Raw genomic sequence first — 13433 nt, 5'->3', positions numbered from 1 at the left:
AGGCTTTTCGCACTCACTCCATCTAGATGAAGTGAGTGTTCCGACCAAGGTGGAGGTCAGTGGTTCGAGCCCAGTACGGGACACCATAACTCAAATACTCAAGCCCTTGATACATAGGGCTTTTTTTAGTAGCACATTATTATGGAATAATCTGAACATATACGGCATTTTGACGATATATGTTTCGATAGTGAAAGCTCTTGTCTATTACAAAACACAACGTAAGACGTTTGACTATTTCTTTATGGTTACTGGTACTTTTCCTTTGATAATTTTGAAGATTTTGAAGGGGAATGGAGGTGTGGTATTTGTTCCTATGAAGAAAAGAAAGGAAGAATACATACAATGTTAACAAAATGAGCATTCCTGTAACAGGAAATGAACCTATCACTTTGATAAGGCTATTTACGGTTGAACACAAGAAAAGCAGCCATCCTCGTAAACTATGGCACTGCTGCAGATAACAAAAATGGAACAAGTGCTCATCACATAGCATAATGGATGAGCACTTTGTTTATTTTTAAGCAGGTTGGCGTGTTACTCTTATGTAAGGGAATGAATGCAGCGCTTTTACTTTTGCATGTTCCACGCAGGTGCAGCAAAGAGTGAACACCACTTTAATATTAGGAATAATGGATGGAATTACCATCCTTCATTTTTAACTTACGCACAGTCTTGTGGAAGCTATCTATTAACTTTATTTTTGCTGGATCAAACGTCATTATCGCATTGCCGCATTTGTAAGATGGAAAGATCGCAGGCAAGAATACAGCATTTACCTTTGTTTGCGGTCATTTCATTTTTACATAGTATGGTTGCTATGGCCCTTGTATTTATTTGAAAAATTATTTATAGTAAGAGTAAAGCACTTTTATCCAAAATGGATTAAAATAAAATGTACTTATTAGCAGGGGCAGAGGAGATGACAGTTGGAATGCGTCAAAGATCATCAGCTTTATTAAACCTTCCGGGAGACTATAGCCGTAACTCATTAAAACAGGATATTGTGTCTGGACTAACCGTATTTATCATGCTGGTGCCACAGGGAATGGCCTATGCGCTGCTGGCCGGTCTGCCGCCGGTGATGGGGCTGTATGCGTCAACAATTCCGCTTATTATCTATGCACTTTTTGGTTCCTCCCGTCAGTTAGCTGTCGGTCCTGTGGCGATGGCATCGATTTTAATTTTTTCTGGTGTCTCGCTTTATGCCGAGCCGCAGAGCTCAGAGTACATTACACTCGTCCTTTTATTAACGCTGATGGTCGGGGTGATGCAATTTGTGTTAGGGGCCATTAACGCAGGGGCATTGATCAAATTTATTTCTCAAAATGTAATTAACGGATTCACTTCAGCGGTTGCGATTACGATTGGGTTAAGTCAATTGGGTAATTTTTTCGGCATAGATATGCCAAGTCAAAACCAGCTCGTTCCTCTGTTAATGTCCCTATTTCAAAACATCTCTACTATTCACGTACCGACGACGGTTATTGGGGTCAGCAGCTTGGTCGTATTGATGGGGCTGCGAAAAAGAGCGAAGCGGTTGCCGCTCCCTTTACTTGTCGTTGTTTTTAATATTTTCATTGTTTTATTTTTTCGTTTGGATAGAGTCGGCGTCAGCATAGTTGGTGATGTGCCAAAAGGGTTTCCTGGTTTATCTCTTCCTTCCTTGGATCTTTCTTCGATGCAGGTATTACTGCCAACTGCGTTAACCATTGCGTTAATTGCCATGATGGAGTCGCTCGCAATTACGAAAACGCTCGCTGGAAAAGACAGCCCTCCGTTAAACGTCAATAAAGAACTGCGGGCAATAGGCCTTTCCAATATGGCTGGCTCTCTGTTTTCGGCTTATGCGGTCACTGGTAGTTTTTCGCGAAGTGCGGTGAACCATCGGGCTGGAGCAGTATCTCAAGTATCGATGATCGTAACGGCGGTCGGAGTAACACTAACCTTATTGTTTTTAACACCGCTGTTCTACTATTTGCCTAAGGCAGCGCTCGCGGCGATCATTCTGTCTGCTGTCGTTGGTCTTATTAATATTCCTTCTTTACGCTATGCTTTTCGGGTAAAACCGTCAGATGGAGGGGTCTGGATCGTCACATTTGCGGCTACGCTGTTGATTGGGATTCAATGGGGGCTGTTAATCGGAGTAGGGGTATCATTATGTATATTAATAAACCGCATATCCTACCCTCATATTGTAGAACTTGGCTGGGATAATAAAAGCAGAAGTTACCGGGACTTACAGCGCTTTTCTAAGGCAAAACGAATACCGCAGGCGATTCTGCTTCGGATCGACGCCAGAATACATTTTTCTAATGTAAGCTATGTCGAAGAGGTTATTGAATCGAAGATATACGACGCAGGGAATAACACAGACGAACCGATTGACGTAGTGATTGATATGGGCGGGGTCAATGATATTGACACCATGGGAATTGATGCATTGGAGAGGCTCATCCAAAAATATAAAACGCATAAGGATATTCAAATATGGTTCGTGCAGCTAAAAGGGCCCGTCCGTGATTTATTACAGCGTGCCGGATGGGACCGGCGCTATCCGGCAGTTATCAGCTATCTGTCCCTTGAACAGTTTTTGAAAGGGAGACAACAGTCGGTAGATTATATGATATGATTTAATATAAACGTGGTATGAACCCGGTATCAGGGTGCAGGTCTTTCTTGTACTTCAGGAATAGGCTAAAGGATCAAAGTATAAGTAAAACTGCGACTTCCGCCATTTCGACTTGGAGGTAAGCCAAGTTTTTCGAACAAAAATAAAACAGGTTAAGGAGAAAAACTCGTGGTAGAAGAATTTTTACGTCAGCGTTCATCTAAATTTAATGGAATGAAAGAAGTTTACTGTTGTATTCACCAGCATGGACTCATTACCAAGGCAGAGCTCTTAAAGCGGACAAACATGAAACAGACGACCGTTGTCAGACATTTAGATGCGTTAATACAATACGGTTTGATTCGCATTGAACACTACGAAGAATCTTCAGGCGGGAGGCCTCCTGCACTGTATGCGATCGATCCGAAAGCTGCTTTTATTATCGGAATTGATTTGTCACGAGTAGAGACGGCTATTACTATTGTAGATATGTCATTTGCCCCTGTCGCAAATTATACATTTCAAATGACAGAAGATCATACCCCTGCATACACCATATCTGTACTCAAGAAAGAAATAGCTGCTCTTTTAAAAGATAATGAAATGGAAAAAAAAGATATATTAGGCATAGGTTTAGGAACGGTAGGACCATTAGATCGGCAAAAAGGCATCATGTACCCTGAAGCATTTGTGGCACCAGGCTGGAATGAAGTGCCGATTGTCCACGAGATCAAACAAGCGTTTCAAACAGATGTGTTTCTTGAAAACGGAGCCAATACGGCAGCGTTGTATGAGTCTATAAACAATCCGGAGTTTAACAAGACGATCCTTTATTGCATTAGCGGCTGGGGCCTTCGCTGTGGGGTATTGACGAATGGTACTATCATGCAGAGCCGAAAAGGGGACGCCAGCTCTTTTGGAGAAATGATAATAGATACGAAATCGAACAGGACATTGTCTTCGTATATTTCATATAATTCTATTTTAGAAGAAGCAGAAAAAAAGATAAATGCTGGAGAAAAGACAATACACTTTTACCCCGAAAAATATCATAAAAAAAATGAAAAAATGGATCATTTACTACACGCATTAATGAAAGGAGATCCTTTGATTGAAAACGTCGTTTTGCAGTCTGCGTATTATTTCGGAGTGGGGATTGCCAATATGGTGAATGTCTTACACCCGGAAGTAGTCGTTTTGAATAGTGATCTCATAAGAATATATCCGGCATTCTATGAAAAAGTTGTTAAAACGGCAGAAACGTTCATTTTTCAACTAAATAAGCAGCATCTGCATTTTCACGTGGCTCAACCCACCGCAAATGCGGTTTCAATCGGAGCTTGTGTGTTAGCCTTTCAATCACATTTTAAATAACTACTTATGAATTCTTAAACTACTTTGGAGGTATTACATAATGAAAAAGTACACTCCACATGTTAATAAATGATCACACAAAGATCATTTAAACACGTGAGTCCGAAAGCTAAGTCTAAACATAATGATTCGTGAGTAGTGGCTTACAAAAGAAAAGCCAGTTATAGTAAACCCGACTATATACGTTCAGAATAAAGGGGCTGAGACTTTCGTTGATATCAGCGGAAGATCAGCCCCGTTTTGATCACTATTAGCTTTTTCTTATGTCAGTTAACATGTGTTTAGAAAAAGGTTTTCGATTTACGCTGCTAGATACTGTATTATGAATTTTATGCAATAACAGCAGTAGAATTGCCTGTATTAAATTGTTGTACTTCTTCCTCGAGTGGTGTGCTTCGTTTTTAAAGAGTTTTCATTTGTTTCATAAACTGTTATGCGAAAGATGCGTTTTCTTCTTTCCTAAGCATATCCTCAATCACAGTTTCCCAAAATGGTAAAAGCCCTATTGGAAATCCTTTCAATATACTATCTAACAGTTGAGCTGACTTTTTCTTTGGACCAGACAATTCTCTTTGAAATTGAAGAATCTACTTCCCCATTATCGATTTCACTAATTAATTCAGAAAATTTCATTGCTTGTGGAGATGCCTGATGCAAAATAATTACTCCTTTATTTAATGGCATAATAGTATTCTACATCGCAATTTAGGCCTAACTTAAGTGGGGAATGTTTACACATTCTTATTTGTTTACTTAAAGGAAATATTTAATACAAAAAGAAATAATGGTAAGTTAAATGAAGGAGGTGTGATTGTGATATTAGTAAGTTCTTGTTTAGCCGGGTTAGAAGTAAGGTACGACGGCAGCCATTGTTTACACACTAAGCTCAATCAATTAGTCGAAGAGAATAAAGCTGTAACTGTCTGCCCTGAATTGCTTGGAGGATTTTCTACCCCAAGAGAACCTGCTGAAATCATTGGGGGGGACGGGGAAGATGTATTAGATGGAAAAGCTGAAGTGGTTGAAAAATCAGGAAGGATTGTAACGGACCTCTACATGAAAGGGGCTTATACTGCATTAGAAGAAGCTGTCAAAATCGATGTAGCAGCAGTAGTGTTAAAGGAGAACAGTCCATCCTGCGGCAGTTCGTTCATATATAATGGTGAGTTTAAGGGAAAAAAAGCCACTGGAAATGGAGTAACCGCTGCTTTGTTGAAAAGAAATGGCTTTCAAGTCATGTCAGAAGAAGAATTTGCTGAAACTTATATTGGAAAGAAGGGTTGAGCCCCCACTTTGAAAGGATGCCTGCAGGAAATTGCAGACTACCGCCTACATATGTATTTTCGCTGCAAAAGTCGGCAATAAGGAGAGAAAAAACGATCGTATTTCACGTATCATTGAGAACGTTGACAAGCGCTGAAACGTAACAACCTTGCAGGACAAGAGAATTAAAGAAGAAGCTGCAGGAAGAGACAGCGGAGTATCTGCAGACAGATAACGTTTACGAATCACTTGAAGAATTGGCAGACGTGATAAAAATAATTCATTCTCTAGCAGAAGTCACGGAGGAAGTATGGAGGCGTTGAACATATTAGGAAAGGAAAAGCAGGAGAGCAGGGCGTTTATAGTACGCTAAAAAACAGCCGAAAACAAAGGCAGCATAAAAAATGTGTATCTTAATGTAGAAACATTAATATATAGATCGGTCGTAAGTGCTGCTTTGCCGGTCTTTTTTTGTGCTCTGCAAAAATTTCATTTGATCACTAGCAGTTAGTGAGACCGGCAAGTGAAAGAATGCTGCAGTTCTAAAGATTGTGTGTGTGAAGTGGTAAGAAATATGCTTAAATAGCTGAAAACTGATCAAATATATGTAAAAGAAACCACTCTGACAAATCTTTTTATCAAGACCTAAATCAAAAAAAGCCATAAAAAATAAGGAGTGTAACATATTTTACATGACAAATATGTTACACTCCTTTACTTCCTGTTCAACAATCGCGCCTATCCGAAAGGATATTAAAAGAAGGGCCGTTCTAAATCAAACTGTTCATTTTTAATTCATCTTCAAAAATAGGACCGTATGTTGAAGAAGCATCAATAACTTAAAAAGTATTCAAAATAAGAAAGTAGGGGAGAATGAATAACTAGGTTAGATGTACTGTACAAGTGTTCATCTGCTGAACAAACATGTAGATCAAGCCACATAGTAAGTAAAGAAGGGAGAGCTCCTATACGGTGGAGAAAGCAAAAATTAGTGCCATTCAACTATTTACCCTGATGTTTATGTTCGATCTTGGAAGTTCATTGGTCGTAAGTTATGGAGTAACGGCCAAAAAAGATGCCTGGCTCGCGATCCTTTTAGGGATGTGTGGGGGAATAGTATTATTTTTCATTTATTACTTTTTATTTCGTCAATATCCTAACCTGCCGTTAACTGGATATGCTAGAAAAATATTTGGCAAATACCTGGGATGGATCGTCGGCTTGTTATACACCGCCTACTTTTTGTACAATGGTTCCCGGAATGTGCGTGACTTCGGTGATTTGCTACTTACTTCGACAATGCCAAAGACACCGTTATTGGCGATTAATATCTTGTTTGTTCTTGCCATTTGTTATGTACTTTATCTAGGGATTGAAGTATTGGGTAGAACAGCAGAAGTATTTATTGTTATTTTAATCTTGTTTGGGTTGACAGGGAATTTTTTAGTATTGGTTTCAGGTGGTGTCGATATCCATAATTTGCAGCCGTTTCTGGAAAATGGGTGGAAGCCAATCTTAACGACAGCATTTCCGTTACTTACTGTTTTCCCTTTCGGAGATATGCTTGTCTTTACCATGCTGCTTCCTTATTTAAATCGACCCGAATTAGTGAAAAAAGTGTGGTTGTCTTCCGTCATTTTAAGCGGTCTTACCTTAAGTTATACAATCAGTTTAAATATCGCCGTTCTTAGTGTCGAAGAAGTGGAGAGATCTACTTTTCCTTTGTTATCAACCATCGGAAAGGTCAACCTTTTTGAGTTTATCCAACGACTGGATGCTATTGTTGTCTTTACCTTTCTGATTACAATGTTTTTCAAAACATCCATCTATCTTTATAGTGCAGTAATCGGAATAGTCGATTTGTTTAAGTTGAAAAATCATCAACAAATTGTGTTACCAATTGGGGTTATTTTCCTCTTTTTATCCATGATAATTGCCTCAGATTTTGCGGAACATATTGAAGAAGGTCTAGTAACTATACAATATCCCATTCAACTTCCTTTTCTTATAATTATTCCATTGTTAATGTTGATTGTTACTATGATTCGTAATGGTTTCAAAAAGAAAGGTAGATCGAAATCAAATGTAACATAATGACTACTTCTATCGACTGACTGGATTATTTCAAATGGCCTTCGATTTTCGAATGTTTAAGGTGAAACAATGGATAAGAGAACAAATCATCCATGACCATTTAACATCAATTAAATGTATTAAACAACTGGAAAAAAGGCATTGATAAATAACAAGGAAAGACATCGAACACTTCTTTCGGTGTCACTATAAACTTGGAGTGTTTTAAGAAAAATGAACAGTGCATGGAATCGGTTAACAAAAATACAGAAAAAAAGAAAGCAGACACTACAGTATGAGGAAACAGAAATAAACCCAAACAAACTGGAAATCAGTCACTATTTAGATGAAAACCTTAAAAATATTAAGGAAGCTTTAGGGAACAGCGATGATTTAAATATTCGTGAATTTAAAATGGGAAAACCTTCCCTGCATAAAGTTGCACTTATTTATATAAATGGGTTATCAGATACTTCGATCAATAGCAATTCTATTATAGAAAGACTAATGGGGAATGTTAACGATACTGCAAGTGTTGATCCCCAATCACCGAGCAAATTATTTACATACGTTAAAGAGAATATCTTAACAGTTGAGAAAGTTGAGGACATAACGGACTGGAATAAGATGTTGCTTTCCCTCATATCTGGACAATCTATTCTTTTCATTGATGGCTGGGATCATGCCATTAGCTGTTCGGCAGAAGGCGGGGAGTTAAGATCCATTACAGAACCAACGTCAGAACCTTCTGTCCGAGGGCCTAAAGAAAGCTTTGTTGAGTCACTTATTACCAATACAGCCATGGTTCGCCGTAGAATTAAAAGCCCTAATTTATGGGTTGAAACCATGAAGCTTGGGAAAATCACACAAACAGATGTAGCCATTATGTACGTAAAAGGGATTGTTAATGATAAGCTTCTTACCGAAGTCAAAGAACGACTGAGTAAAATTGAAGCAGATGAAATTGCTAGTTCCAATACAATTGAAGAATGGATTAATGACGACACATGGACACCTTGGCCAACCATATTTTTAACGGAACGTCCAGATGTTGTGGCAGGAAATTTAATGGAAGGACGAATAGTAATTTTTGTTAATGGGACACCGATTCCGTTAATTTTACCAGCAACATGGATTCAGTTTTTTCAAACGGCTGAAGATTATTATTTGCGGTGGCAAATGACCAGTTTTTTGAGACTTCTAAGAATTATTTCATTCTTAATCACCCTACTAGGACCGTCCCTTTTTATTGCGTTTATTGCATATCATGCGGAATTGATTCCAACACCTTTATTAGTTAGCCTGACAGCACAGCGACAACAAATTCCATTTCCGGTATTTATAGAGGCCCTATTAATGGAAGTTACATTTGAGGTTTTGCGGGAAGCTGGTGTTCGGATGCCGCGTCCGATCGGGCAGGCTGTTTCAATCGTTGGTGCACTTGTATTGGGAGAAGCAGCTGTTGCGGCTGGAATTGTTTCAAGTTCCATGGTCATTGTGGTGGCAGGTACGGCAATTGCCAGTTTGACCATCCCCCATCACACTATGGTGTATGCAGTACGTTTACTTCGATTTCCGATGATGATGTTAGCAGCTTCTTTTGGGCTTTACGGAGTGGGACTAGGAGTCATTGTGTTAGTCGCACACACTTGTAGCGTGCGCTCTTTTGGTATTCCGTATTTAGCTCCATTTGCCCCAATCATTTTTGCTGATTTGAAAGATACGCTCACTCGTTTCCCAAAGCCGTTTTTGTCAACACGTCCTCGATTAATTAACCAAACGAAAATAACGAGGACAGGTACTACCCAAAATCTAGGGCCGTCACCGAGAGAAAGTCAAATAAAAGACAACGAATCAAAGAGGGATTCCAATGAAACATAGACCATTGATTATTCTTTTTGTACTTTTATCTACTGCATTGCTGTCAGGCTGTTGGGATCGTAACGAATTACAAGATCTTAACATCGTAAGCGCTATCGGCATTGATGAAGGCGACGATGATGTGGAAAACAGATATCTCGTCACCGTCCAAATTATAGATGAAGGACAAATAGCCAGTGGACAAGGGCAAGGAGGACAATCAGAATTGTCTCCTGTTACGACCCATTCAGCTACAGGAAGCACCGTTGCGGAGGCACTCCGAAAAATTGCGCCAAAGGTACCTCAGGAACTTTTTTTTCCTCATGTACAAATAATGGTAATTGGCGAGGAGCTAGCGAGAAAAGAAGGGATTCAAGATTTGTTTGATTGGATTGATCGTGACGCCCAATTTCGTAGGCTTTTTCCTATTTTAATTGTAAGAGATAATACTGCAAAGAATCTACTCCAAATCACGACAGCATTAGAGAAATTACCCTCTGCCAAAATTCTTGGCGGATTAGAATCCTCTCAAAAGATCTGGGGAGAGTACGCAAGTACCCGTGCCGATCAAGTCATCCAACAATTAGGAGAAGAAGGGGCAAATTTAACGGGGGTTGAGATTAATGGTGATCCGAGAGAAGGGAATAAGTTAACAAACGTTCAACAAATATCTCCTAAAACAATCGTAGAAATAAAAGGACTTGCCATTTTTAAAAAGGGTACACTCAAAAAATGGTTGGATGACGATGCTGCCCGTGGGGCTACATGGATTAATAATGAGATAACCAAAACCATTTTGAATCTTGATTGTGAAAAGAAAGAAAAGGGGATTGCCGTTGACATGACACGCTCTAAAACGGATATTAAAGCGGAAATTAAAAACAAAAAACCCGTTATTCAGGTCACAGTTCGATCAGAAGGCGCCATCTCGGAAGTCCATTGTCCAATCGATCTCGATAAACATGAATCCATTGAAAAACTTGAAAAACAGATGGTGATGGAAATAAAAGAGGAAATCATGATGGCTGTGGAAGCCGCCAAAGAACAAAAAACCGATATTTTTCGTTTTGGGGAAACTGTCAACCGGGAGGACCCAAAATTATGGAAAAAGATAAAGAAAGAATGGGATGATGAAATTTTTCCTGAAACAGAAGTCAACGTAAACGTACAAGCGTTTATTCGACGGTCAGGCTTGCGGACAAAACCATATATAAAATAAGGGAAAAGTCTAGTCATAGCAAGTAACGAAAGGGAGGATTCCAGACGATGGAGAAAGCAAAAGTTAGTGCCATTCAACTATTTGCCATGATGTTTATGTTTGAGATGGGGACTTCATTGGTCATAAGTAATGCAATAGATGCCAAAAAGGACGCCTGGCTTGCTATTCTTTTAGGACTGTGCGGGGGAATTATCTTATTTTTCATTTATTACTTTTTATTTCGTCAATATCCAAATCTACCACTTACAGGATATGTTAGAGAAATATTTGGTGAATACCTGGGGTGGGTCATTGGCCTGTTATACATTTTCTACTTTTTGTATACTACTACCCATAATATTCGTAGTTTCGGGGAGTTGCTGTTTACATCGACCATGCCAAGAACCCCTTTATTGGCAATCAATATCTTGTTTGTTCTTACCATTTGTTATGTACTTTATCTAGGGATTGAAGTATTAGGGAGAACAGCAGAAGTATTTATTGTCATTATGATCTTTTTGGGATTCACAGGAAATGTTTTCATCTATTTTTCAGGTAATGTCGATCTCCATAATTTGCAGCCGTTTCTGGAAAATGGATGGAAACCAATCTTAACGACAGCCTTTCCACTAACTACTTTTTTCCCTTTCGGAGAAATGATTATCTTTACCATGCTGCTTCCTTATCTAAATCGGTCCGAATTAGCTAAAAAAGTTGGGCTGTTTGTGTTGCTTTGAAATAAAGTTTGATTGGAATATGGCTCGAATCGTTGAAAAATCGTTCATTGATTAAGTTTTCTTTATAAAAAAGATTGATCAAAAATATACAAGAAAGCCTGTTTTTATCAACATTCTTATAAAAATCTGTGCTTATTTTAATCAATCTTTTTTCAAAACAGTTAAACTTTTTTATAAACGGTACGACTTTCTTTCAAATCCACAGTCTGCCGTAATTTCAAGTGGGTTTATCTTAAGTTATACAACAAGTTTAAATATCGCTGTTCTTAGTGTTGAAGAAGTGGAGAGATCTACTTTTCCATTGTTATCAACCATCGGAAGGGTCAACCTTTTCGAGTTTATCCAACGACTTGATGCTCTTGTTGTCTTTACTCTTCTGATTAATATGTTTTTCAAAATATCCATCTTTTTTTATGTTGCAGTCATTGGAATGGTCGATTTGTTCAAGTTAAAAAATCATCAACAAATTGTTACCAGCCGGGATTATTCTCATTTTTTTATCTATGACGATTGCCTCCGATTCTGCGGAACATATTGAAGAAGGTCTAAACGTTGTACAATATCCCCTTCACATGCCTTTCATGATGATTATTCCGGCGTTAATGCTGATTATTACTATGATTCGCAACCGTTTCAAGAAGAAAGCTAATTAGAACCATTTTGTTTGTTCGCTTTATTTTTTATGATGATTACGATTTGTTGACCAATTGTAAGCAACAGAAAAAATACTATCATCACATATTCTCCAGATTCAATTACCCAAAATGGGTTGAGTAAATTAATTAAAGAGTGAGAAAGCTTAAAACCTAAAAGAATGTCTATTAATACACTAAGTGAGCTGGTTAATAAAAGAATGAATACAAAGATTCCTAATACTTTCATGGATTTTATCTCCTTATTTATCATGAGGTAAATATAGTATTTGTCACAATAGGATCTTTTAATAAAAAATCCGTATGTTTGAAATAAGAAGTCTAAATTTTCATGTTACGTTAGAAAAGGTATTTTTTCACCAACTGATACTCTATTAGTCGAAATAAGCTTATTCAATTAATTTAGCCTGATTGTTGAAGAAAGTAGCCTGTTTCAGTAAAGAACTTTTTTGTCATGGAACAAGTGAATCAATATTTAATGAATCTTAACCCTTAATTAAGGGAACCAAACCATACATAATATCAATTATGTATGGTTTTTGGTCTCATTATAATATAATTCTCTTATAAAACTAAACATAATTTATATTAAACCTGTCAAATAAAAACTAAACATAATTTATGGGGTTGAAGATTATGAGTTTAAATTGAGAATTTTGTTAAACATCTTCGTTTGGAAGAGAAGTCTGAAAATACCATTTGTAATTACCGATTGGCTGTGAAAGAATATTTTTCTTGGTTTGAGGGCACCTTTGAAAACAACCAAGAGCTCTTTATATACAAAATATAAAGGACTATCTCCAAATCTTCAGGTGATTAAAAAACGAAGTGCTAAAACGATAAACGCTAAACTTTCGGCTATTCAAAAATATAATGAATTTCTGATAGCAGTTGGCGTTCAAGAAGACATGGTCATTACAAAGAAAATGAAGAAAAAAATTCAACAAACCTATGCCTCACCAGCACAATTTACCGAAAAAGAGGTCCATAAATTTATTCAAGCTGTTGTTGAAAAGCAAAATGTTCGAGACTATGCCCTGATAATTTTGCTTGCTTTTACAGGCTGCCGGATTAGTGAAGCTTTAAATATTGAGATTAGTCGAGATTTGCACCTATTATCTTCAGAGTTAGTCATTTATTCTGGAAAGGGAGATAAACAACGTACTGTCCTTTTAAATCAAAAGGTGATCCAAGCTTTAAAAGATTACTTGGAAGTACGAAAAAAACATAAGTATACAGACAGTCCCTATTTATTTTTATCTAACAAAGGGCCAAATTTAAGCCGTATGACGGCTAACGATATGTTTCGAAAGTATAGTCAGCTAGCTGGATTGGAACAAGTGTTAAGCCCTCATGATTTAAGACACTACTTTTTGTTCTCATGCACTAGAAAATGGATTTGATGTACATAAAGTGGCTCATATTGCAGGTCATTCAAATATCCATACTACGTTGATTTATACTAATCCATCTAGGCAAAAAATAATGGGTAAATTGAATCAGCTGTAGGATAAAAAATAATAACTTTACGGATATTTCCCAATAAAAAATAAACAACCCTCGGTTAAATTAAATAATAACCGAGGGTTTCATTTGTAAAATAATGTCTTATGACATGAAAAGGAAGGAATCGTTGTCGTACCCCTTCATAAGATGTCCTACTC

The 13433-nt window shown here is 37.7% G+C and carries 12 protein-coding genes; 10 read left to right on the top strand and 2 right to left on the bottom strand.

The annotated features are described in order from the left end of the window. Positions 1-922: 922 nt before the first annotated feature. On the top strand, positions 923-2632 hold the full coding sequence (locus tag CEF16_RS07465) for a SulP family inorganic anion transporter (RefSeq protein ID WP_245917791.1): 1710 nt from the start codon (positions 923-925) through the stop codon (positions 2630-2632). A gap of 168 nt (positions 2633-2800) precedes the next feature. Further along, the gene (locus CEF16_RS07460; RefSeq protein WP_091582145.1) at positions 2801-3985 is read left to right on the top strand and encodes an ROK family transcriptional regulator; all 1185 of its coding nucleotides are present in this window, start codon (positions 2801-2803) and stop codon (positions 3983-3985) included. A gap of 525 nt (positions 3986-4510) precedes the next feature. Here CEF16_RS07460 and CEF16_RS24805 read toward each other — a convergent pair. Continuing rightward, positions 4511-4642 carry a hypothetical protein gene (locus CEF16_RS24805; protein WP_281259157.1) on the bottom strand — a complete coding sequence of 44 codons (132 nt, stop codon included), beginning with the start codon at positions 4640-4642 and terminating at the stop codon, positions 4511-4513. 156 nt (positions 4643-4798) lie between these two features. On the opposite strand from CEF16_RS24805, the gene CEF16_RS07455 reads away from it, so the two are divergent. The 6 genes from CEF16_RS07455 to CEF16_RS25270 all read left to right on the top strand — a co-directional run bounded on the left by CEF16_RS07455 (position 4799) and on the right by CEF16_RS25270 (position 11654). Beyond that, positions 4799-5269 carry a 2-thiouracil desulfurase family protein gene (locus tag CEF16_RS07455; RefSeq protein ID WP_091582148.1) on the top strand — a complete coding sequence of 157 codons (471 nt, stop codon included), beginning with the start codon at positions 4799-4801 and terminating at the stop codon, positions 5267-5269. A gap of 951 nt (positions 5270-6220) precedes the next feature. Then, positions 6221-7342 (top strand): GerAB/ArcD/ProY family transporter, encoded by a 1122-nt coding sequence (locus tag CEF16_RS07450; protein ID WP_091582151.1) that lies wholly within the window; start codon positions 6221-6223, stop codon positions 7340-7342. Between the two features lie 213 nt (positions 7343-7555). Further along, positions 7556-9202 (top strand): spore germination protein, encoded by a 1647-nt coding sequence (locus CEF16_RS07445; protein WP_091582153.1) that lies wholly within the window; start codon positions 7556-7558, stop codon positions 9200-9202. Then, on the top strand, positions 9192-10400 hold the full coding sequence (locus CEF16_RS07440) for a Ger(x)C family spore germination protein (protein WP_091582156.1): 1209 nt from the start codon (positions 9192-9194) through the stop codon (positions 10398-10400). Before CEF16_RS07445 ends, CEF16_RS07440 begins: the two co-directional genes overlap by 11 nt. 47 nt (positions 10401-10447) lie before the next feature. Beyond that, a complete protein-coding gene (locus CEF16_RS07435) occupies positions 10448-11116 on the top strand; it encodes a GerAB/ArcD/ProY family transporter (protein ID WP_091582159.1) in 669 nt (222 codons plus the stop codon). A 64-nt stretch (positions 11117-11180) separates the two neighbouring features. Continuing rightward, positions 11181-11654 (top strand): GerAB/ArcD/ProY family transporter, encoded by a 474-nt coding sequence (locus CEF16_RS25270; RefSeq protein WP_091582162.1) that lies wholly within the window; start codon positions 11181-11183, stop codon positions 11652-11654. A 107-nt stretch (positions 11655-11761) separates the two neighbouring features. Here the strand turns inward: CEF16_RS25270 and CEF16_RS07425 are convergent, their stop codons facing one another. After that, positions 11762-11998 (bottom strand): YczF family membrane protein, encoded by a 237-nt coding sequence (locus CEF16_RS07425; protein ID WP_091582166.1) that lies wholly within the window; start codon positions 11996-11998, stop codon positions 11762-11764. A gap of 523 nt (positions 11999-12521) precedes the next feature. Between CEF16_RS07425 and CEF16_RS07420 the strand changes: the two genes are divergently transcribed. Both CEF16_RS07420 and CEF16_RS25265 read left to right on the top strand, forming a co-directional pair. Beyond that, complete coding sequence (locus CEF16_RS07420; protein WP_091582169.1) at positions 12522-13172, top strand: tyrosine-type recombinase/integrase; 651 nt, start codon at positions 12522-12524, stop codon at positions 13170-13172. A 10-nt stretch (positions 13173-13182) separates the two neighbouring features. Next, on the top strand, positions 13183-13278 hold the full coding sequence (locus CEF16_RS25265; protein WP_091582171.1) for a hypothetical protein: 96 nt from the start codon (positions 13183-13185) through the stop codon (positions 13276-13278). Positions 13279-13433: the final 155 nt, after the last annotated feature.

Origin of the sequence: Alteribacillus bidgolensis, assembly GCF_002886255.1 — a bacterium.
GTDB lineage: Bacteria > Bacillota > Bacilli > Bacillales > Marinococcaceae > Alteribacillus > Alteribacillus bidgolensis.
This window is presented reverse-complemented; position numbering and strand designations above follow the sequence as displayed.